The organism is Isoptericola dokdonensis DS-3 (genome assembly GCF_001636295.1).
Lineage (GTDB): Bacteria > Actinomycetota > Actinomycetes > Actinomycetales > Cellulomonadaceae > Isoptericola > Isoptericola dokdonensis.
The window spans coordinates 703,686-723,672 of record NZ_CP014209.1 but is presented as its reverse complement, the minus strand read 5'-3'; the positions used below and the strand labels follow the sequence as shown (position 1 = coordinate 723,672).

Annotated in this window: 20 protein-coding genes and 1 pseudogene; 9 read left to right on the top strand and 12 right to left on the bottom strand. The window is 73.6% G+C overall.

What is annotated here, in order from left to right; genetic code table 11:
- Positions 1-2: 2 nt before the first annotated feature.
- Positions 3-551 carry a DUF2231 domain-containing protein gene (locus I598_RS03490; RefSeq protein ID WP_068204859.1) on the bottom strand — a complete coding sequence of 183 codons (549 nt, stop codon included), beginning with the start codon at positions 549-551 and terminating at the stop codon, positions 3-5.
- Positions 552-669: 118 nt separating this feature from the next.
- Positions 670-1,878 carry a zinc-dependent alcohol dehydrogenase gene (locus I598_RS03485; protein ID WP_068201298.1) on the bottom strand — a complete coding sequence of 403 codons (1,209 nt, stop codon included), beginning with the start codon at positions 1,876-1,878 and terminating at the stop codon, positions 670-672.
- Positions 1,879-2,075: 197 nt separating this feature from the next.
- Between I598_RS03485 and I598_RS03480 the strand changes: the two genes are divergently transcribed.
- Positions 2,076-2,450, top strand: coding sequence for a DUF2200 domain-containing protein (locus I598_RS03480; RefSeq protein WP_068201296.1), 375 nt, complete (start codon positions 2,076-2,078; stop codon positions 2,448-2,450).
- A gap of 9 nt (positions 2,451-2,459) precedes the next feature.
- On the opposite strand, the gene I598_RS03475 is transcribed toward I598_RS03480, so the two are convergent.
- The 4 genes from I598_RS03475 to I598_RS03460 form a co-directional block, all read right to left on the bottom strand.
- Positions 2,460-3,023, bottom strand: a complete 564-nt coding sequence (locus I598_RS03475) for a dienelactone hydrolase family protein (protein WP_068201294.1) — start codon at positions 3,021-3,023, stop codon at positions 2,460-2,462.
- Between the two features lie 107 nt (positions 3,024-3,130).
- Complete coding sequence (locus I598_RS03470) at positions 3,131-4,432, bottom strand: glycosyl hydrolase family 18 protein (RefSeq protein WP_198155744.1); 1,302 nt, start codon at positions 4,430-4,432, stop codon at positions 3,131-3,133.
- Positions 4,433-4,573: 141 nt separating this feature from the next.
- Complete coding sequence (locus tag I598_RS03465; RefSeq protein WP_083972831.1) at positions 4,574-5,818, bottom strand: Fic family protein; 1,245 nt, start codon at positions 5,816-5,818, stop codon at positions 4,574-4,576.
- Positions 5,819-5,882: 64 nt separating this feature from the next.
- Positions 5,883-6,320, bottom strand: coding sequence for a ScoMcrA-related endonuclease (locus I598_RS03460; RefSeq protein WP_068201292.1), 438 nt, complete (start codon positions 6,318-6,320; stop codon positions 5,883-5,885).
- Between the two features lie 161 nt (positions 6,321-6,481).
- On the opposite strand from I598_RS03460, the gene I598_RS03455 reads away from it, so the two are divergent.
- Positions 6,482-7,072, top strand: coding sequence for a DUF998 domain-containing protein (locus tag I598_RS03455; RefSeq protein WP_198155743.1), 591 nt, complete (start codon positions 6,482-6,484; stop codon positions 7,070-7,072).
- A gap of 4 nt (positions 7,073-7,076) precedes the next feature.
- On the opposite strand, the gene I598_RS03450 is transcribed toward I598_RS03455, so the two are convergent.
- From I598_RS03450 to I598_RS03435, 4 genes are read right to left on the bottom strand one after another with little or no spacing between them, the layout of a single operon-like run.
- A complete protein-coding gene (locus I598_RS03450) occupies positions 7,077-7,667 on the bottom strand; it encodes a gluconokinase (protein WP_068201288.1) in 591 nt (196 codons plus the stop codon).
- Positions 7,668-7,669: 2 nt separating this feature from the next.
- A complete protein-coding gene (locus I598_RS03445; RefSeq protein ID WP_068201286.1) occupies positions 7,670-8,602 on the bottom strand; it encodes a D-isomer specific 2-hydroxyacid dehydrogenase family protein in 933 nt (310 codons plus the stop codon).
- Positions 8,599-10,914, bottom strand: coding sequence for an alpha-xylosidase (yicI, locus tag I598_RS03440; protein WP_068201284.1), 2,316 nt, complete (start codon positions 10,912-10,914; stop codon positions 8,599-8,601). Before yicI ends, I598_RS03445 begins: the two co-directional genes overlap by 4 nt.
- A 45-nt stretch (positions 10,915-10,959) precedes the next feature.
- The gene (locus I598_RS03435; protein ID WP_083973512.1) at positions 10,960-11,961 is read right to left on the bottom strand and encodes a LacI family DNA-binding transcriptional regulator; all 1,002 of its coding nucleotides are present in this window, start codon (positions 11,959-11,961) and stop codon (positions 10,960-10,962) included.
- A 145-nt stretch (positions 11,962-12,106) separates the two neighbouring features.
- Here I598_RS03435 and I598_RS03430 point away from each other — a divergent pair, with 145 nt between their 5' ends.
- The 4 genes and pseudogenes from I598_RS03430 to I598_RS03415 all read left to right on the top strand — a co-directional run bounded on the left by I598_RS03430 (position 12,107) and on the right by I598_RS03415 (position 15,985).
- Positions 12,107-13,312, top strand: coding sequence for a sugar ABC transporter substrate-binding protein (locus tag I598_RS03430; protein WP_068201281.1), 1,206 nt, complete (start codon positions 12,107-12,109; stop codon positions 13,310-13,312).
- Positions 13,313-13,358: 46 nt separating this feature from the next.
- Positions 13,359-14,315, top strand: coding sequence for a carbohydrate ABC transporter permease (locus I598_RS03425; RefSeq protein WP_068201278.1), 957 nt, complete (start codon positions 13,359-13,361; stop codon positions 14,313-14,315).
- 74 nt (positions 14,316-14,389) lie between these two features.
- Positions 14,390-15,141 (top strand): annotated as a pseudogene (locus I598_RS03420) (carbohydrate ABC transporter permease).
- Positions 15,142-15,265: 124 nt separating this feature from the next.
- The gene (locus I598_RS03415; RefSeq protein WP_068201276.1) at positions 15,266-15,985 is read left to right on the top strand and encodes a hemerythrin domain-containing protein; all 720 of its coding nucleotides are present in this window, start codon (positions 15,266-15,268) and stop codon (positions 15,983-15,985) included.
- 26 nt (positions 15,986-16,011) lie between these two features.
- Here I598_RS03415 and I598_RS03410 read toward each other — a convergent pair whose 3' ends face one another.
- The gene (locus I598_RS03410) at positions 16,012-16,860 is read right to left on the bottom strand and encodes an LLM class F420-dependent oxidoreductase (RefSeq protein ID WP_068201274.1); all 849 of its coding nucleotides are present in this window, start codon (positions 16,858-16,860) and stop codon (positions 16,012-16,014) included.
- A gap of 147 nt (positions 16,861-17,007) precedes the next feature.
- Here I598_RS03410 and I598_RS03405 point away from each other — a divergent pair, with 147 nt between their 5' ends.
- A complete protein-coding gene (locus tag I598_RS03405) occupies positions 17,008-17,646 on the top strand; it encodes a YitT family protein (protein ID WP_068201273.1) in 639 nt (212 codons plus the stop codon).
- Positions 17,647-17,724: 78 nt separating this feature from the next.
- On the opposite strand, the gene I598_RS03400 is transcribed toward I598_RS03405, so the two are convergent.
- On the bottom strand, positions 17,725-18,825 hold the full coding sequence (locus I598_RS03400) for a pectinesterase family protein (protein WP_068201271.1): 1,101 nt from the start codon (positions 18,823-18,825) through the stop codon (positions 17,725-17,727).
- A gap of 139 nt (positions 18,826-18,964) precedes the next feature.
- Between I598_RS03400 and I598_RS03395 the strand changes: the two genes are divergently transcribed.
- Positions 18,965-19,453 (top strand): MarR family winged helix-turn-helix transcriptional regulator, encoded by a 489-nt coding sequence (locus I598_RS03395; RefSeq protein WP_232314250.1) that lies wholly within the window; start codon positions 18,965-18,967, stop codon positions 19,451-19,453.
- Positions 19,450-19,878 carry an organic hydroperoxide resistance protein gene (locus tag I598_RS03390; RefSeq protein ID WP_068201267.1) on the top strand — a complete coding sequence of 143 codons (429 nt, stop codon included), beginning with the start codon at positions 19,450-19,452 and terminating at the stop codon, positions 19,876-19,878. Before I598_RS03395 ends, I598_RS03390 begins: the two co-directional genes overlap by 4 nt.
- Positions 19,879-19,987: the final 109 nt, after the last annotated feature.

The following is a 19,987-nucleotide window of genomic DNA, read 5'->3' as shown; positions in this document are numbered from 1 at the left end:
GCTCACGCCGTGGGCGGCGCGGGCTCGTGCATGCCGCCCGCGACGTGCCCGCCGAGGAACCCGCCGGCACCGGCGACGCCCATGCCTGCGACGGACAGCGCGGCGCCCAGCCGGCGGCGGCCGGCATGCCGGGCGAGGAACGAGGTGGCGAACAGGACGTTGCCCACGCCGTTGACGGCGGCGTGCACCGCGGCGACGCGCCGGGCCCGGGTGCCGAGCGCCGGGAAGTCGGCGAGGCCGGCCAGCACGGTCGGGACGGCCGTGAGGAGACCGAGCCCCACGAGCCGTCGCGAGGCGTCGGCATACTTCTCAGGACCCGTGAGGTCGAGCGCGACGGCACTGCTCCACAGTCCCAGCGGCAGGTCGGTGAGCACCGCGTGCAGGGGATGGCCGAGGCTCCGGCCGCGCAGCGCGTGGTGCGCGCGGCCGGCCGGGACGACGGCACCGGACAGCCGGTCGACGACGGCGGCGAGACGGTCCAGGACTGCTGCGGACTCCAGGGACCGCGCGGCGGCCAGGGGTCCGGTGGTGGTGCTCGGGGTGGGTGGCATCGTGGCCTCCGGGTCGGCGCTCACGCACACGCCAGGGCTCGACGTGCGGAGCACTCCCACCGTAGGCCGAGCTCGGCAGGCCGGCACGACGGACCGGGCACCACGGTACCGAGCCGGGTCACGCCGCGCCGTCGGCCGCCCAGGGGTCGAGCACCACCTTGATGCAGCCGTCGTCCTTGCGCTGGAACGTGCGGTACGCGTCCGGGGCCTGCTCCAGGGGGAGCCGGTGCGTGCGCAGGTCGAGCACCCCGAGCGGGTCCGCCGGGTCCTCGACGAGCGGCAGCAGGTCGTCGATCCACCGCCGGACGTTCGCCTGCCCCATGCGCAGGGTGACCTGCTTGTCGAAGAGTTGCATCATCGGCACCGGGTCGACCGCGCCGCCGTACACGCCGGAGATCGACACGGTGCCGCCGCGCCGCACCAGGTCGAACGCGGTGTGCAGGGCGGCGAGCCGGTCGATCCCGGCGCGTTCGGTCAGCGGCGCGGCCATCGCGTCCGGCAGCCGGGAGGCCACCTTGAGCGCGGCCTCGGCGACGGGCGACCCGTGCGCCTCCATGCCGACGGCGTCGACGACGCCGTCCGGCCCGCGCCCCGCGGTCAGGTCGAGGATCGCCGCCCGCAGGTCGCCCACCGCCCCGGGGTCGAGCGTGGTGACGCCGTGGCGCTCGGCCATGGCCCGCCGCGCGGGCACCGGGTCGACGGCGACGACCGTGCCCGCGCCCCGGTGCCGGGCGATGCGGGCGACCATCTGGCCCACCGGCCCCAGGCCGAGCACCACGATGCTGCCGTCCTCGGGGACGTCCGCGTACTCGACGCCCTGCCAGGCCGTGGGCAGGACGTCCGACAGGTAGAGGTAGCGCTCGTCGGGAGCACCGTCGTCCGGCACGCGCACCGGGCCGTAGTCGGCGTGCGGAACCCGCAGGTACTGGGCCTGCCCGCCGGGCACCTGGCCGTACAGCCGGGTGTAGCCGAACAGGGCGGCGCCCTTGTCCTGGGAGCGGACCTGCGTGGTCTCGCACTGGCTCTGCAGGCCGCGCTCGCACATCCAGCAGCGACCGCAGGCGATGGTGAACGGGACGACGACCCGGTCGCCGACCTGCAGGTCGCCCGCGGCCGCACCGACCTCCTCGACGACACCCATCGCCTCGTGGCCGAGGACGTCACCGGGGTCGAGGTACATCCCCAGGACGCTGTAGAGGTGCAGGTCGGATCCGCAGATCGCCGTGGACGTGACCCGGATCACCGCGTCGGTGGGGCGCTCGACGCGCGGGTCGGGGACGTCGTCGACCGCGAGGCGCTCGCGGCCCTGCCAGGTGAGGGCGCGCATCACGGGCGCTCGGATCGGGTCTGGGGTGCACGGGACACGGGGCATCGCTCCTGCCGGTTCGGTCGGCGTGCCACGCTGCTCGAGCACCTCGTCCCACCGTGCCGCCCCGGCCGGGGGAGCGCCAGTCGAGGACGGGGCGAGCGGCCGGCGTGGGACCATTGTCGTCGCACCGCACGACGCTTCCCGGAGGCTGGACGATGGCAGGACACCGGATCTTCGCGATGAGCTTCGCGAGCATCTACCCGCACTACGTGACCAAGGTCGAGCGCAAGGGCCACCCCGTCGCCGAGCTGCACCAGGTCATCACCTGGTTGACGGGCTACGACGACGCCGGGATCGCCCGCGTGGTCGCCGACGAGGTGACGATGGAGGAGTTCTTCGCCGCCGCTCCCCGGTGGAACCCGAACGCGTCCCTCATCACGGGCGTGATCTGCGGCCACCGGGTGGAGGAGATCACCGACCCGCTCATGCAGAAGATCCGGTATCTCGACAAGCTCGTCGACGAGGTCGCGCGTGGCAAGAAGATGACGTCGATCCTGCGGGGCGACACGGAGGTCCCGCAGGCCTCCTGACGTTCCAGGTCAGAGCGTCCCGAGGAGCTCCAGCACCCGCGCGGTCGCGAGGGCGGCGGCCTCGGCGTCGTGGTCGGGGTGGCCCGGCTCGGCGAACAGGTGCCCCGACCCGGGGTAGACGAACAGCTCGCCGCCCGCGACGGCGGAGACGTACTCGTCCTCCGCCTCGGGCTCCCGCCAGGGGTCGTCCGCGGCCACGTGCGCCTGCGAGGGGACGTCGTCCGGCCACATGGCGTCCCACCACGACGGGGCGACGGCCCCGGAGAGGAAGAACGCCGCCCGGGCGCCGGGCCGGCGCAGGACGCCCTCGGCGGCGCGGGCGGCGCCCATGGACATCCCGCCGTAGACGATCTGCGCGGGCAGGGTGTCGACGTACGCGGCCGCCTGCTCGGCGAGCACGTCCTCGCCGACGACGCCCGCGTGGGCGACACCGTCCTCGACCGTCCCGAAGGTCAGGCCGTCGAACAGGTCCGGCAGGTGGACGACGTGCCCGCCGCCGCGCAGCGCGTCCGCGAAGGTGCGGACGCCGGCGGTCACGCCGAGGGCGTGGTGGAACAGCACGATCTCGGCCATGCGGGTCAGCGTAGGCAGGCGGCCGGGGCCTCGCCCGGCGGGAACGGGGCGGGCACGACGACGGCGCGGCACCCTGGTCGAGGTGTCGCGCCGTCGTCGTCGGGGTCTCAGCAGGCGCCGAGGTCGCGCCAGACGCCCCACTGGCCGCTCTGCGTCGGGTTCTCGCCGGTCGTCCACCACTTGGCCTCGTAGAGCCGACCCTGGTGGGAGACGCGGTTGCCGCCGACGTAGACCGCCGAGGCCGACCAGGCCGGGGCGGCCGTGCACGTCACCGGAGGGTTCGACGGCGACGGGGTGGGCGTCGGGGTCGGGGTGGGTGTCGGAGTCGGCGTCGGGCTGGGGGTGCTGCCCGGACCGCCGGCGAGGCGCGCGCCGATCGTGTTCGCGAGCTCGTAGCCGTTGGTCTTGTCCCAGTTGATCGACCACGTCATGACGCCGCCGATCTTGCCGTAGGGCGTCGCGGGGCGGAACGTGCCGCAGCCGGTGCCGACCTCCAGGCAGTCCACGGCCCTGACGACGTTCGCGAGCGGCTGGTAGCCGCCACCCGCGGCGCGCGGGACGGCGGGCACGCCGATGCCGACCTGGTCGGGGCGCAGGCCCATCTCGAGCTGGATGCACGACAGCGCGGTGAGGAAGTCGACCGTGGCCTGGGGGTACACCTTCTGGTCGCAACCCATCATGGTGCCGGAGTTGTAGTACTGGGTGTTGACGATCGTGAGGATGTCCTTGATCGCCAGGGTGAGCTGGTAGTAGCCCATGGAGGTCGCCTGGTAGTCGATGGTCTGCGGCGCCATCGTGAGGATCAGGTCGGGACCCGCCTTCGCGGAGAGCTGGTGCAGGGCGTCCGCCATGTGGGTGGCGTCGATGCCGTGCTCGAGGTCGATGTCCACGCCGTCGAACCCGTACTCCTGCATGAGGGCGTACGTGGTGTCGGCGAAGTTCTTCGCCTCGGTCGCGTTGGACACGACGACGTTGCCGCGCTCGCCGCCGACCGAGATGACGACCTTGCGCCCCTGGGCGCGGATCGCGGCGACGTCCGCCTTGAACTGGGCGACGGTGTACCCGCCGAGCTCGGCTGATGCCAGGTTGAACGTGATCCCGCCCGGTGTGCCCGCCTTGTTGTCGGCGAAGGCGACGGCCACCAGGTTGTAGGCCTGCGGGATCTCCGACAGCCGCATCGTCACCGAGCCGTTGTCGAAGTTGTGCCAGTAGCCGGTCAGCCACTGGGTGCCGGTCGCTGCCGGGGCCGCAGCCGGGGCCGCCGCGGGGGCGGCCTGCGGGGCCGGAGCGGCGGTGGCGGGCACGACGGCCAGTGCGCCCGCGGCGGCGAGGGCGACGGCGGCGAGCCCGGTCGCGATCGCGCGCACGGGCCGGGCGGCACGTCCGCCCGGTCGGGGGGAGATCTTCACGGCGGTCCTCCTGGGGTCGGGGGACCGGCGCGGTGCGCCGGTCGACCTCGACGCTAGGAGGCGCGGGGCCGTCGCGACATGAGGGATCACCACCGACCTGCCGGCGCAGGGTACGGGAGAACGCGTACGTCGTCCGGGGGCTCAGCCTGGCAGCACCCGGGGGAGCGCCGTGGGCTGGACGCCCGGCACCAGCCGGTCCATCATGCGCAGCAGGGCCGACGCCTGGTACACCTCGGACCGTCGGAACCTGCCGCCCGAGGGTTCGAGCACGCCGACGTCGACGAGCCGGTCGACGACCGTCCGGGCGGTGACCCCGGAGACGTCGAGGGCCTGCGCGAGGTATCGCGCGGTCACGACCGGCTGCTCCGCCAGCAGGGGGAGCGCCCGGTGCACGCCCGAGTCCGAGCGGAACCCTGCGACGCGGTCCGCCCAGTCCCGCTGGACGGCCTCGGACTCGGCTGCGGTGCGTTCTGCTTCCTCGCACGAGGCGAGCAGGAGGTCGGCGAACCAGGCCACGAACCCGCTGACGGCCTCCCCGCGTGCCGCCGCATCGCCGTGGCGGAACGCGGTGAGCTCCCGGACGTACCCGTCGACGTCCTGGCGCAGGACGACCGACAGGGGGAGCACCCCGTGGTCGAGCAGTCCCGCGCGGGCGAGGTAGCCGTGCACGAGCACCCGACCCGAGCGGCCGTTGCCGTCCTCGTACGGGTGGATCGTCTCGTACTGCGCGTGGAGGATCGCGGCCTTGACCAAGGGGTTGTCCGGGCTGTGGTTGGCGTAGTGCAGCAGGTTCGCCATGAGGGCCGGCACCTCGGCGGGGGGCGGGGCGACGTACGAGGCGGTGAGCTTCGACGAGCCGCCGATCTGGACGTCGACGTCGCGGTACCCGCCGGTGTGGACCCGCGGCGCGATGAGGCGGTGGATGTGGTGGATCGAGGAGTCCACCCACGTCTCGCGCAGGAGCGCGACGCCCTCGCGGACCGAGTCGAGGTTGCCGAGGATGCCGGTGGCCGTCCCGAGGCGCTCGAACTGGTGCCCCGCCAGCCCGGGGTCGCGGTCGCGGAGCTGGGCGACCATGACGTTGCGCGGGGTCTCGTGCAGGCCTTCGACCCACGACGACGAGATCGACTCGCTGCGCAGGAGGGTCGCGTACAGGACGGCGAGGGGCCGCTGGCGGAGACGTTCGCCGACGGCGGCGACGGCGGCCGCCGCGTCCGACACGACCTCCATCGCGGCGGCGTCGACGGAGGTCGCCATCCGTTCGTCGAGGTGGGCCGGGTAGTAGCGCAGGTAGTGCCCGCCGCGGCGGTCCGCGGACCGCCGCGCGGTGAGGTCCGGCGGCTGGTCCTCGCGGACCCAGAGCCGCTGCGCGTCGTTCTCGGACATGCCCACCCTTCGCCGGAGGCGCTCTTGGGTTAAGGCTAGCGCAACATCCTTGCGCGAGAGAGGGTCAGGAGCAGGTGTCGCAGATCCCCGTGGCGGGCAGCGCCATGTAGCAGGTGGGGCACAGCGCCGGAGGTGCCTCGGGCTCCGCGGCCTTGCGCACGCGCGGGGCCGCCGGTGCCTTGGTGGCGCGCGTCGTGGTGCGGCGCGCCGGGGCGGTGGCGGCACGACCGCCCGAGACCTCGAAGCCGCGCTTCGTCAGGAGGGTGCTCACCGCGACCTTGCCGCCGCTCATCTCCTCCGGCAGCGCCGCCCGCCCGGTCGCGTACCGGTGGGCGACCGCGAGGATCGCGGTCGCGTCGTAGGTCTGCCCGTCGTGGGTCAGCGTGACGCCCGGCGTGGGGGTGAACCCGTAGACGCCGAGGAACGCCTGGGCCCCGCGGTCGTCGTGCTCGGCGATCGCTGCGAGCACGTGCTGAGGGGTGACGGAGGAGAAGGTGGCCATGTCGCGAGACTAGGCCACGAACCTGGGCGTCCGGGAGGCTGCGGGCGGTTCCGGCCCCGCCCGGGCTGCGAGGTTCGTCTCAGTCCCGCCGACTCGCGGTCGCGCGGCGTCGGTACCGTCCCGCGGGAGCGGACCGCGGGCCGGGCGGGCACCCTGGGAGGGTGCGACGTGGTGCGACGGTGACGGTCCTGGTCCTGCTCGGGGCGAGCCTGGGCTGCCTCGCGTGCGCACCGCTCGTGCTGCCCGACTCCTACGACGTGGTCCGGCACACCGTCGCCGACGCGACCGCCCAGGGGGTCCCGGGTGGGTGGCTCGCCCGGACCGGTCTGGCGCTGCTCGGCGTGGCCGTGCTGGCGCTCGCGGCGTGGTCCGTGGATCGCTGGTCGAGCGTCGCCCGGGCCGCGCACGGCGTCTACGGCACGGCGGTGGTGCTGCTCGCCGTGTTCGCGCCGCTGGCGTGGGACGGCCGCCCCGGCAGCCAGGTCGAGGCGACCTGGCACGCCGTGCTGGCCGCCGTCGCCGTCGGGGCGTTCGTCGCCGGCGTGGTCGCCGTCCGTGTCGGGCGGGGGACGCCGGCCGGCGCGCCGGGCGTCGTCGACGTGCTCGTCGTCGCGGCCGTCGTGGTGCCGGCCGCCGCCTCCCTGACCATGGCGGCGACCTCCGGGGTCACCGAGCGCCTGCTGTTCGCGGCCGCCTACCTCTGGTACGGCGTCCAGACCGCCCGCCGGCCGGTGGTCGACCGGCCGGCGTGAGCCGTCATGCGCCAGGCGCCGTGCCCGGGTGGCCGCCGAGCCGGTCCGCCGCTGCGACGGCGGTGCGGCCGGGCGGCCGGGCGACGTCGAGCACGAAGCCCGTCTCGTCGGCCTCCAGCGGCTCCAGCGTGGCGAGCTGGGAGTCCAGGAGCGCGGGCGGCATGAAGTGGTCCGCGCGGGCGGCGATCCGTTCGGCGAGCAGGGCGCGGTCCCCGTGCAGGTGCACGAAGGCGACGTCGCCGCCCGCACCTGCTCGCAGCGCGTCGCGGTACGCCCGCCGCAGGGCGGAGCACGCCACCACCACGGGCTCGCCGGCGTCGGCGCCCTGGCTCAGGACGTCGGCGACCCGGGCGAGCCAGGGGAGGCGGTCGGCGTCCGTCAGGGGCGTCCCGGCCGCCATCGTGGCGACGTTGTGTGCGGGGTGGAGGTCGTCGGCGTCCACGAACCGCACGCCGAGGCGTGCGGCCAGCAGGCCCCCGACCGTCGACTTGCCGCACCCTGCGACCCCCATGACGACCGTTCCCCGCCAGGGCGCCTCGCCCGCGCCCGGGACGCGCGCCCCGAGGCCGGTCGTCGGCGCCGTCGTGGCCGCCACGGTCAGTACCCGGCCACGGGGTCGACCACGCCGTCGAGGGTCTCGCCCGCGACGAACCGGCGCAGGTTCTCCTCGACCCGGGCCCGCAGCAGCGGCTCGATCATCTCCCGGGTGTCCGCGGTGTGCGGGGTCACCAGCGCCGTCGGCAGGTCCCACAGGGGGTGGCCGTCCGGCAGCGGCTCGGGGTCGGTGACGTCGAGCGCGGCGCCGCCGAGCCGTCCGGAGGCGAGTGCCGCCACGAGCGCGTCGGTGTCGACGAGACCGCCGCGCGCGATGTTGACGAGCACCGCCCCGGGCCGCATCGCCGCCAGCTCGTCGGCGCCGAGCAGGGCCCGGGTCCGCGTCGTGAGCGCCGCGGCGACCACGACGACGTCGGCGCGCGCCAGCTCGGCGTGCAGCTGGTCCGTGGTGACGGTCCGCTCGGTGCCCGGCACCGGTGCGGCCTGGCGGCGCACGACGACGTTGCGGGTGCCGAACGGCGCCAGCAGGTCGAGGTACGTCCGGGCGATGCCGCCGGCACCGAGGACGAGCACGTCCGCCCCGAACAGCGAGGTCCCCGCGGGGCGGCCCCACGACCGGGCACGGGCGCGCTCGGGCAGGTGCCTCAGCGTGGCGAGCGTCAGGGCGAGGGCGTGCTCGGCGACGGGCCGCGAGAACGCGCCCTTGGCGGACGTCCACGTGATGCCGGGGGAGTCGAGCAGCCCGGCGTCGGCGTAGGAGTCGACCCCGGCCGACGGCAGCTGCACCCAGCGGGTGCCGGGTGCGGCGTCGAGGGCCGAGCGGAGGTCGGCGAGGTCGCCGCCGAACCAGAGCAGCGCCTCGGTGTCCGGGCCCGGCGGGACGAGCCGCCCGCCGGCCGCGGCCACCGAGTCCGCCAACCAGTCCGGGCCCGGCCGGGCGACGCTCACGGCGACGCCGGGCACCGGGGCGCTCATGCGGACACCCGGGCGGTGCCGTCTACGGCGGCCGCGCAGCCCCCGCCGACGACCTCCACCGACCAGCCCGCTCCGATCGGCGAGGTGACGACGACCTCGTCGCCGTCGCGCCGGACCGCGAAGGCGACCGGGCCGCCGTCGGCGTCACGCACCTCGACGGTCCGCGACCAGCCGTCCGCGCCGGGGTTCACGAGCAGCGTGAGCCCGTCGAGGTGGTCGGCGTCGGGCCGCTCCTCGTGGGCGCTCAGCGGGATCACGCCACCGGGACGCACGTACACGGGCAGGGAGTCGAAGTCGTGCTGCTCGCGCACCCAGCGACCGCCGGAGACGCGCTCGCCGGTGAGCAGGCCTGCCCAGCCGCCCTCCGGCAGGTAGAGGTCGACGTCGCCGGCGGCGTCGAACACCGGCGCCACGAGCAGGTCGGACCCGAGCATGTACTGGCGGTCCAGGTGCGGCACGGACGGGTCGTGCGGGAACTCCAGCAGCATGGGCCGCATCATCGGGGTGCCAGCCCGGTGCGCCTCGAGCCCGGTGGCGACCAGGTAGGGGGCGAGCCGGTTCTTGAACCGCGCGAACTTCCGGGTGACGGCCACGGCGCTCGTCGGGTCCGACTCGTCCTCGTCGAACATCCACGGCACCCGGTAGGAGCCGCTGCCGTGCATGCGGCTGTGGCTGGAGAACAGCCCGAACGCCGTCCAGCGCTTGAACACCCCGGCGTCCGGCGTCATCTCGAAGCCGCCGATGTCGTGGCTCCAGTAGCCGAACCCGCTGTATGCGAGAGACAGCCCGCCGCGCAGCGACTCCGCCATCGACACGTACGACGCCGTGGAGTCGCCGCCCCAGTGCACGGGGAACTGCTGGCCGCCCGCGGTCGCCGACCGCGCGAACAGCACGGCCTCGCCCGCCCCGCGCTCCTCGGCGAGCACCTCGTGCACCGCCTCGTTGTACAGGTGCGTGTAGTAGTTGTGCATGCGCTCCGGGTCGGAGCCGTCGAAGTACTCGACGTCGACCGGGATGCGCTCGCCGAAGTCCGTCTTGAACGCGTCGACGCCCTGGCGCACCAGGACGCGCAGCTTGTCCTTGTACCAGGCGGTCGCGTCCGGGTTGGTGAAGTCGACCAGCGCCATGCCGCCCTGCCAGCGGTCCCACTGCCACACCGAGCCGTCGCGCCGCTTGACGAGGTAGCCGGCGGCCATGCCCTCGTCGAACAGCGGCGACTGCTGGGCGATGTACGGGTTGATCCAGACGCACACGCGCAGGTCGCGGTCGTGCAGCCGAGCCAGCATGCCCTCCGGGTCCGGGAACGTGCGCGCGTCCCACTCGAAGTCGCACCAGTTGAACTCGCGCATCCAGAAGCAGTCGAAGTGGAACAGGCTCAGCGGGATGTCCCGCTCCGCCATCCCGTCGATGAACGAGTTCACCGTGGCCTCGTCGTAGTCCGTCGTGAAGCTCGTCGACAGCCACAGCCCGTAGGTCCAGGCCGGGACCTCGGCCGGGCGGCCGGTCAGGGCGGTGTAGCGCTCCAGGATCGTCTTCGGGTCGGGCCCGTGGACGACGAAGTAGTCGAGCGACTCGCCCGGCACGGAGAACTGCACCCGCTCCACGGCCTCGGAGCCGACCTCGAAGGAGACGTGACCGGGGTCGTTGACGAAGACCCCGTACCCGGCGTTCGTCAGGTAGAAGGGCACGTTCTTGTACGCCTGCTCGCTGGACGTGCCGCCGTCGTAGTTCCAGATGTCGATCGTCTGGCCGTTCTTGACCACCGGGCCGAACCGCTCGCCCAGGCCGTAGACGAGCTCGCCCACGCCGAGGTCCAGCTGGTCGAACACGTAGCTGGTGCGGCCCTCGCGGCGCAGCTCGATCGGGCCGTGGTCGACCGCGGCGTCGGGGGCGACGTCGGCCCACGCCGCGGACTTCCCGCTCGACCCGGTCAGGCGGCGGCCGCCCGCGTGGAACGACAGCTCCCAGGACTTCCCGACCGCGAGGCGGACGGACAGGTCTCCGGTGGTCAGGGTGCCCTCGCCGTCGACGACCTTCGCCTCGCCGGTGCCGTCGACGAGGTCGAGCTCGAAGCGGCGCGGTTCCGGGCGGCCCCGGTGGTGCACGTGCTGCACCCGCACCACGTTCTCCATCGGCGACGACACGGTCGTGGTGATCACCGGGTTGTTGAGGGTGTCGCCGCGGTGCCGCACGGCCTTCGTCGGGGCGACCGAGCGCAGGCTCGTCCCGTCCGTGGCGACACGGTCCACCTCGCGGGCGTAGTGGATCGCGACGCCCGGGCGGGCGTGCCAGAAACCGTCGGTGAACTTCATGGGGTGGGGGCCTTCCGGTGGTCGTGGTGCGAGGTGCGGGGTTGCTCAGCGCGGGGCGGCGGTGGAGCCGACGAGCTCGAGCGTGCCCGGCAGGAGGACGTGGAGGGGCGGTGCAGCGGGGTCGGCCAGCCGTTCGACGAGGCCGTGGACGGCGCGGGTGCCGAGCTCGGAGCCGGGGGCGACGACGGCGCTGACCGCGGGGTCCGCCGTGGCGACGTCGGCCGCGGAGGTCGCCAGCGCCAGGACGGACACGTCGTCCGGGACGGCGCGTCCTGCCGCGACCAGCCCGTTGACGAACCCGGACAGCGCCGCCTCGTCGAGCACCATGACGCCCGTGACGTCGGCGTGGTCGGCGGCCAGCGCGGTGGCGGCGCGCCGCCCGGAGCGCGGGTCCTGGCCGGCACGCACCACGAGCGGCTCCAGCCCGCGGCGCGCGGACTCGGCGAGGTAGGCCTGCTCGGTGCGCACGACGGGCCCGTAGCCCGACCAGGCGGGGCCGCCGGGGTCGCCGAGGAGCAGCGCGACGCGGCGGTGCCCGAGGTCGGTGAGGTGGTCCAGCCCGGTGGTCACCATCCCGGCGAAGTCCATGTCGACGAAGCTCGGCCCGGTCGGGTCGTCGGTGCGCCCGATCAGCCCGAACGGGACCTCGCGTTCGGTGAGGAGCGCGACGCGCGGGTCGTCGGCCGTGACCTCCATGAGCAGGACGCCGTCGACGAGCCCGCCGGAGAGGTAGTCGTCGAGCTGGGCGACGTCGTCGACGGGCCAGAGCACGACGTTGAACCCGCGCTCGGTGGCGGCGCTCGCGGCGGCGGTGACGATGCTCAGCGCGGTGCTGCCCAGGCGGTGCTGCAGGGCCGGGAACACGAGCGCCACGATGTGGCTGCGCCGGCTGGCCAGCGCCCGGGCGAGCACGTTGCGGCGGTAGCCGAGGTCGGCCATCGCCGCCTCGACGCGGCCCCGGGTGGCCGGGGCGACGCGCTTGGTCCCGTTGACGACGAACGAGACGGTCGTCAGCGAGACACCGGCACGGTCGGCCACGTCCTGCATGGTCACCACGGGGCTCTCCTCGGGCTCGGGAACGGTGCTGCGACCGATGCTCGCACATCGCGCCGAGTTGGTAAAGCGCTTTGACAACCGTCCGACGGCCTGCCTAACCTCGCCGTCACGTGACCCGAGCGAAGGAGCTTCCACCGTGCGACGAACCCGAACCGCCGTCGGCGCGGCGTCGGCCGCCGCCGTCGTCCTGGGCCTTGCCGCCTGCAGCGGCGGCGCCCGCGCCGACGACGCCACGCTGGTCGTGACCGACACGCTGTCGGACACCAGCGCGCCGATCTACCAGGAGGTGTACGACGCCTGCGCCGCCGAGGTCGGCATGCAGGTGCAGGCCAACCATGTGGCGGGCTCCGGCCTCATCGCGACCGTGCTGCAGCAGGCGTCGTCCGACACGCTGCCGGACGTCCTCATGCTCGACAACCCCGACGTCCAGCAGATCGCGTCCTCCGGCGCCCTGAGCCCGCTCACCGACCACGGCATCACCGGCGAGGGCTTCCCTCAGGGTGTCGTCGACGCCGGGACCTACGACGGCGACCTCTACGGCGTCGCGCCGGTCGTCAACACGATCGGGCTCTTCTACGACGTCGACGCCCTCGCCGAGGCCGGGATCGAGCCGCCCACCACGTGGGACGAGCTCCGGGCCGCCGCCGAGGCGCTCACCACCGGGGACCGCTACGGCATCGCGTTCAGCGCCGCCAACACCTTCGAGGGCACCTGGCAGTTCCTGCCCTACCTGTGGAGCAACGGCGCCGACGAGGACGACCTCACGTCGCCCGAGGCCGTCGAGGCACTCACGTTCGTCGAGGGACTCGTGGCCGACGGGTTCGCGTCCTCCAGCGTCGTCAACTGGTCGCAGAACGACGTCAACGACCAGTTCATCGCCGGGAACGCCGCGATGATGGTCAACGGCCCGTGGAACATGCCCGCGCTCGAGGCCGCCGAGGGTCTCGACTACGCCGCCGTCCCGCTGCCGGTCCCGCAGGCGGGCGACACCCTCCAGGCGCCGCTCGGCGGCGAGGCGTTCACCGTCCCTCGCACCCAGAACCCCGACAAGATGGCCAAGGCCGGCGAGTTCGTCGCCTGCGTGACCCGGGGCGAGCACCAGCTGGCCATGGCCACCGGCCGCGGCGCCGTGCCGTCCGACACCGAGGTGGCCGCCGAGGCCGCGGCCGCCAACCCGGTCGTGGCGACGTTCGTCGACACGGTGCAGACCGCGCGCTCCCGCACGGCGCTGCTCGGGCCCGACTGGCCGAAGGCCGCCACCCAGATCTACACCGCCCAGCAGCTCGCGCTGACCGGCAGCGAGCCGCCCGCGGCCGCCCTCGAACGAGCGGCGGAGAACTGATGCGCACGCCGACGTCGCCCGTGTCGTCACCGAGGAAGGACCGACGATGACCACCACCCTCGCCGCCGGACCCGCGCCTGTCGTCGCGGCGTCCGACACCGGCACCGACCCCCGGCGCCGCCGGGCCAGGCTGCGGGAACGGACCGCCCAGTGGCTGTTCCTCGTGCCCGCGATCGGCTACGTGCTCGTGTTCTTCGGGTACCCGATCGTCAAGAACCTCGTCATGGGGTCCCAGGACTACACGGTGCGGACCTTCGTCTCGGGCGAGGCGCCGTGGGTCGGCCTCGACAACTACGTCGAGGTCGTCTCGAGCAGCCTGTTCCGCACGACGGTGCTCAACACGGCGCTGTTCACGATCGGCTCGATCGTCGGCCAGTTCGTCATCGGCCTGCTGTTCGCCCTGTTCTTCCAGCGCCGGTTCCCCCTCGGGAACGTGCTGCGGTCCCTGCTCCTGCTGCCGTGGCTGCTGCCCATGATCGCGGGCACCGCCGTCTGGAAGTGGATCCTCGACCAGGACGGCGGCATCCTCAACGAGGCGCTGGGCACGGTCGGGATCGCGCCGGTGCACTGGCTCACCAGCCCGGACGTCGCCCTCGTGGCGGTGATCATGGTGAACGTCTGGGTCGGCATCCCGTTCAACATGACGCTGCTGTACTCGGGGCTCCAGAACATCCCCGACGAGCTCTACGAGGCGGGCGCCCTGGACGGGGCCACCGGCGGGAAGGCGTTCCGGCACATCACGTGGCCGAACCTGCGCCCGGTCGTCAGCGTCGTGCTCGTCCTCGGCGTGATCTACACCCTCAAGGTCCTCGACATCATCCTGGGCCTGACCGGCGGCGGACCCGCCAACGCCACCCAGACCCTGGCCACGGACTCCTACCGCCGCTCGTTCCAGGAGTTCTCGTTCGGCACCGGGGCGGCCGTCAGCAACATCCTCATCGTGGTGTCGCTGGTCTTCGCCGTCGTGTACCTGCGCGCCAACCGGCGCGCCGTGGATGAGTGAGGTTCATCGTGAAGCAGACGACCGACGCCACCCGGCTGCGGGACACGATCGTCGGGATCGTGCTCCTCGCGTTCATGCTGTTCCCCGTCTACTGGATGGTCAACGTGTCCCTCCAGGGCGGCGGCACGGCGGCGAACAGCTCGTTCTTCCCGACCGACATCACCTTCGAGGGCTACCAGCGGGCCTGGGAGGACCAGACGGGCAACCTCGTCACCTCCCTGGTCGTCGCGCTCGGCGCCGTGGCGGTGTCCCTCGTGGTCGCGACGCCGGCCGCGTACGCGCTGTCGCGGTTCCGGCTGCGGGGCATGGGGATCTTCCTCTTCGTGCTGCTGCTCGCGCAGATGATCCCGGGCATCGTCATCGCGAACTCCCTGTACACCCTGTTCAACGACCTGGGCCTGCTCAACACCTACGCCGGCCTGATCCTCGCCAACGCCACCCACGGCATCCCGTTCGCCATCCTCATCATGAGCGCCTTCATGAGGTCCATCCCGCCCGCGCTCACCGAGGCGGCACGGGTCGACGGCGCCGGGCACTTCCGGGCCTTCTGGTCGATCATCGTGCCGGTCAGCAAGAACTCGCTCATCACCGCGGGCCTGTTCAGCTTCCTGTTCGCGTGGAGCGACTTCATGTTCGGCCTCACCCTCACCACCGGCGCCGACATCAAGCCGATCACCCTCGGCATCTATGACTACCTCCAGGGCAACGTGCAGAGCTGGGGCCCGTCATGGCGAGCGCCGTGATCTCCTCGGTCCCCGCCATCGTCCTGCTGGTCCTCGCGCAGCGGTACATCGCCGCGGGCGCGCTCGGCGGTGCGGTGAAGTAGCAGGTCCGCACCCGACGGCCAAGGGCCATGCCGCACCCGGTATCAGCGGGCGCGGCACGGCCCTCCCTCCGGGTGGCGCACCGGGCACAGGCACCGGCGCGCCGCCGAGCGAGCGGGAGGGACCGTGACCGACTTCTACGTCGCCGCACCGGGGGAGACCGCCCCACCGGTGCCGGACGGACCACGACTGTGCCAGGGCGACGACATGCGGATCGTCCACAACGCCTTCCTGTGGGGGTACGAACGCGCTCCCGGGCTCGTCCGGGGCGTCGCGGCGGGCGACACGGCACGCAGCGAGCTCGTGGGCCGGTGGCTCGCCGACCTCGACGCGACGCTGCACGTCCACCACGAGAGCGAGGACACCCTGCTGTGGGACCGCCTCGAGGGCCGGGCCCCCGCCTGCGCGCTGCACGTGGGGCAGATGCGCGCCCACCACGCCCGCGTCCAAGAGCTGCTGCGCGAGGCCGAGCCGCTGCTCACGCGCTGGCGTGCCACCGCCGACCCCGACACCGGCGACCGCCTCGCCGACGCCTACGAGCGCATGCTCGCCGTGCTCACGGTCCACCTGCGCCGCGAGGTCGTCGAGATGATCCCCGTCGTGGAGAAGGTGCTCACCGAGGCCGAGTGGGCGGAGCTGGGGGAGCACTCCATGGGGGCGATCCCGCGCTCGCGGCTGCTGCCGCAGCTCGGCTTCCTCATCACCGCCTCGCCCGACGCCGGGCCGTCGTTCCTCGCCGGCGCGCCCCGACCCGTCCGGTGGATGTACCGGCTGGTCGGCCGCCGACAGTTCGAGCGGACGTTCCGGGGGCTGTTCCCCGGCGAGCCCGTGCCGCGCACGGTCTGAGGGCGGCTCGCGCCGGTCGGGGCCGGTCAGCCCGCCGTCCGCAGCCGCGGCAGCTCGGCGACGACGTCGTCGAGGTGGGCGCGCAGGTCGCCCTCCGGGGGCAGCACGACGACGAACTCGCTCACGCCGAGCGCCGCGTACCGCTCGACCAGCGGCGCGAGGTCGCCCAGCGCGTGCTCGCGCAGGCGCAGCTGCACGGTGCGGCGGATCGCGGCGGGGTCGCGGCCGACGTCGGCGCAGTGCCGGTCCAGGACCTGCCCGAGCTCGGCGAGCCGCTCGGGCGGGCTGGACGTGTCGTTCCAGGCGTCGGCGTGCTGCGCCACGAGCCGCAGGGTGCGCCGCGGCCCCGACCCGCCGATCCAGATCGGCGGGTGAGGACGCTGCACGGGCTTGGGCTCGGCGACGGCGGCGGTCAGGTGGTAGTGCTCGCCGTGGAACGTCGTCGTCGGTGCCGTCCAGAGCGAGCGCAGGATCTGCAGGGACTCCTCCAGCCGGTCCATGCGGGTGCGCACCGACCCGAGGTCGAGGCCGTACATCTCGTGCTCGCGCTCGTTCCAGCCCGCGCCGATGCCGAACTCCAGGCGCCCGCCGGACAGGTGGTCGACGGTCGTGGCGAGCTTCGCCAGCATCCCGGGGTGCCGGTAGGAGTTCCCGGTGACCATGCAGCCGATCCGCACCCGCGACGTGCCCACGGCCATGGCGGCCTGGAGCGCCCAGGCGTCGAAGATCGGCCGGGTCGGGTCCGCGCCGAGCGAGGCGATGTGGTCCATCACCCAGACGTGGTCGAACCCCGCCTCGTCGGCCGTCCGCCACACCTCCTGGAACGACTCCACCGGCGCGTCCTGGGCGAGCTTGAGGCCGAAGCGCAGGGTCATGGACCTCATCCTGGCACGCGGCGCACGAGGCCGGGATGTCGCCCGGCGGGGTCCGCTAGGCTCGCCCCGGCACCACCCGTGCCACCGACCCACCCGCCCCACCAGGGCAGCGACACCCGGGCCCACCCGCGCCCGTCCCGAGGAGACATGAGCACCGCACGCCCCGCCACCGACCCCGCGGACCGACCGCTCGCCGTCAAGCACACCGTGGCCGAGGACGTGCTCGGCATCCTCACGGGGACGTTCGTCATCTCCCTCGGCCTGTTCCTGCTCGGGTCGGTCTCCGCCGTCACCGGCGGCACCGCGGGCCTGTCGCTGCTCGTCAGCTACGTGCTGCCGATGCCCTTCGCGGTCCTGTTCGCGGTCGTCAACCTGCCGTTCTTCCTCCTGGCGATCCGCATGAAGGGCTGGGACTTCACGGTGCGCACGGGGCTGTCGATCGCGCTCGTGTCGGGCTTCAGCACGTTGCACCCCGCGATGCTCGGGAACATCGAGATCGAGCCCGTCTACGGCGTCGTCGCCGGCAACGTCCTGGCGGGCGTCGGGCTCCTCATCCTGTTCCGCCACCGGGCCAGCCTCGGCGGGTTCAACATCGTCGCCCTCGTCGCGCAGGACCGCCTCGGCTGGCGGGCGGGTTACGTGCAGATGGGCCTGGACACCGCCGTCGTGCTCTCGGCGCTCGCGGTCGTGGCTCCCGGCACCGTCCTGGTGTCCGCGCTCGGCGCGGTCGTCCTCAACGTCATCCTCGCGATGAACCATCGCCCCGGGCGGTACACGGGCTACTGAGCACCGACGACGACGGGCCGCCACCCTGCCCAGGGTGGCGGCCCGTCGTCGTGCACGGGTCGGTCGTCGTGGACCGGATCAGCGGCAGCGGTGGTCGCGGTGCGGCGCCCAGCCGTCGTCACCGGCCAGGTAGTCGGCCACCTCGTGGTCGCGCGCCTGGGCCCGCGTGAGCTGCGGGCGGTCGGCCGTCACCCGGGCGCCCGGGCCGACGTTGCGGTGCTCGGCGTTGCTGCCCGGGAGCCAGTCGTAGCCGGACATGGTGGTCCACGGGTCGTCGACGGCGAGGTGCTTGCCGAGCCACGAGTCCCGCACCACCAGGCGCGGGTCGTTGTCGGGGGCGCTGCTCGGGTGCCACGGGCGGGCCAGGAAGTACGAGCCGTCCGCGGCGTTCGTCGTCAGCCGGGAGTCCACGACCAGGAAGCCGTGGGCGAACCCCTTCGACGTGCTCGGCGCGAACACGTAGCCGTTCGGGGTGCTGTCGCGGCTGAGCCCCTTGATCGTGGAGTCCTCGATGACGGCGGTCGCCCGGCCGAAGACGAAGTCCACGTCGCCCTCGACGTAGCTGTCGCGCACGTAGACGCGCGCCGGGACGTCCACGCTCGGGGTGTCGAGGTAGAGGGTGTCCTGGTTGCCGAGGAACCGGACGTCGTCGAAGACGACGCGGTCGGCCCGGGTCTTGACCGCGACGGCCTGGCGGTTGGTGATCTCCGGGTGGGCGGCCTCGTCGAAGGCGTTCTCGAAGGTGACCGACCGTGCCTGGAAGCCGTCGCCGGAGATCGTGATCGTCGCCGAGCCGGACGTGCCCCACGTGCCGCCGTCGGGCTTCGGGGTGCCCGCGGCGCGGTCGTCGGTGATGACGACGTCCGCCGGGTCGCCGGTCGCCCCGACGAACGTCAGGTTCGTGCGGGCGGCGTCCACGTCCACCCGACCGTGGTAGACGCCCGGGCGGAGGAGGATCTCGACCCGCTCCGCCGATCCGGTCGGGGCGAGGTCGACCGCTTCCTGGACGGTCGTCGCGTCACCGCTGCCGTCGGCGGCCACGACGATGCGGTCGTGGTCGTGGGGCCGGTGGGGGTGATGGCGGTCGCCGGCCTGCGCGGGTCCCGTGGTGGCGGCCAGCGCCCCGACGGCGAGCAGGGCGGTGAGGGTCGCGGACGCGGCGGTGCGTCGGCAAGGCATCGTTGCCTCCTGTGGTGGATCGGACCGGAGAAACCGGTTTCACCGGCACTCTTGCACAGCGCGACCAGGGCGGCAAGCGCTTCCTGGCCGCCGTCCACAATGTATTGCGCACAATCTAATGGTGTGCAATGGTGTGTGGGTGCCCGACTCCGGCGCCTCCCGCGCGCTCGACCCGCTGCTGTGCTTCGCCGTCTACTCCCTGGAGCGGCGGATCACGCGGCTGTACGCCGAGCTCCTTGCTCCCTGGAGGCTGAGCTACCTGCAGTACGTCGTGGTGACGGCGCTCGGCGGCAACGCCGGCGCTGGTCTGACGGTGGGGGAGCTCGGCCGGGTCCTCGACCTCGACTCGGGCACGCTGTCACCGCTGCTCAAGCGGCTCGAGGCACGCGACGTCGTCCGACGGGACCGGTCGGCCGGCGACGAGCGGGTGGTCGTCGTCACCCTCACCGACGCCGGCCGGGCCCTGCACGACGAGCTGGGCGACGTCCAGCGGTGCCTCGCAGAGCGCATGCCGCCCGACCCGCAGGGCGCAGCGGAGCTGCGCGAGCGGCTCCGGGCGGCGAACGACTTCCTGGCACGTCACGCCGAACCCGGCGTGACCGGACGACGAGAGGAACCAGCACGATGATCCAGACCATCGGGTACACCGCCGAGGCCCTGTCCACCGGCGCCGGCCGGGACGGGCACGTCCGTTCCGACGACGGGCGCGTCGACCTCGAGATGGCCCCGCCGAAGGGCCTCGGCGGGTCGGGGGAGGGTTCCAACCCGGAGCAGCTCTTCGCCGCCGGCTACGCCGCCTGCTTCCACTCCGCGCTCCAGGCGGTGGCCCGGCAGCAGAAGGTCGCGGTCGCCGACACCTCCGTGGGCGCCCGCGTCCACATCGGGTCGAACGGCGAGGGCGGCTTCGAGCTGGCGGTGGAGCTGGAGGTCGTCGTGCCCGACGTGCCGCGCGAGCAGGCCCAGGCGCTGGCGGACGCCGCCGAGCAGGTCTGCCCGTACTCGAACGCCACCCGCGGCAACATCGACGTGACGGTCACCGTCGTCGAGGGCTGACGGCCGCCGACGCCGGACGCGGGGCGGGTCGACGGGTGCTCCCGTCCGGCCCGCCCTGCGGCGTGACCTGCGAAGATGTCGGAAGGTGGCGCGCCGCGTACAGTTCTCG

What these genes read in the sequence shown, in the direction of transcription:
- I598_RS03490 (WP_068204859.1), bottom strand. Translation starts at nt 551, where the DNA reads ATGCCACCCACCCCGAGCACCACCACCGGACCCCTGGCCGCCGCGCGG.
- I598_RS03485 (WP_068201298.1), bottom strand. Translation starts at nt 1,878, where the DNA reads ATGCGCGCCCTCACCTGGCAGGGCCGCGAGCGCCTCGCGGTCGACGAC.
- I598_RS03480 (WP_068201296.1), top strand. Translation starts at nt 2,076, where the DNA reads ATGGCAGGACACCGGATCTTCGCGATGAGCTTCGCGAGCATCTACCCG.
- I598_RS03475 (WP_068201294.1), bottom strand. Translation starts at nt 3,023, where the DNA reads ATGGCCGAGATCGTGCTGTTCCACCACGCCCTCGGCGTGACCGCCGGC.
- I598_RS03465 (WP_083972831.1), bottom strand. Translation starts at nt 5,818, where the DNA reads ATGTCCGAGAACGACGCGCAGCGGCTCTGGGTCCGCGAGGACCAGCCG.
- I598_RS03460 (WP_068201292.1), bottom strand. Translation starts at nt 6,320, where the DNA reads ATGGCCACCTTCTCCTCCGTCACCCCTCAGCACGTGCTCGCAGCGATC.
- I598_RS03445 (WP_068201286.1), bottom strand. Translation starts at nt 8,602, where the DNA reads ATGAGCGCCCCGGTGCCCGGCGTCGCCGTGAGCGTCGCCCGGCCGGGC.
- yicI (WP_068201284.1), bottom strand. Translation starts at nt 10,914, where the DNA reads ATGAAGTTCACCGACGGTTTCTGGCACGCCCGCCCGGGCGTCGCGATC.
- I598_RS03435 (WP_083973512.1), bottom strand. Translation starts at nt 11,961, where the DNA reads ATGCAGGACGTGGCCGACCGTGCCGGTGTCTCGCTGACGACCGTCTCG.
- I598_RS03425 (WP_068201278.1), top strand. Translation starts at nt 13,359, where the DNA reads ATGACCACCACCCTCGCCGCCGGACCCGCGCCTGTCGTCGCGGCGTCC.
- I598_RS03410 (WP_068201274.1), bottom strand. Translation starts at nt 16,860, where the DNA reads ATGACCCTGCGCTTCGGCCTCAAGCTCGCCCAGGACGCGCCGGTGGAG.
- I598_RS03405 (WP_068201273.1), top strand. Translation starts at nt 17,008, where the DNA reads ATGAGCACCGCACGCCCCGCCACCGACCCCGCGGACCGACCGCTCGCC.
- I598_RS03400 (WP_068201271.1), bottom strand. Translation starts at nt 18,825, where the DNA reads ATGCCTTGCCGACGCACCGCCGCGTCCGCGACCCTCACCGCCCTGCTC.
- I598_RS03390 (WP_068201267.1), top strand. Translation starts at nt 19,450, where the DNA reads ATGATCCAGACCATCGGGTACACCGCCGAGGCCCTGTCCACCGGCGCC.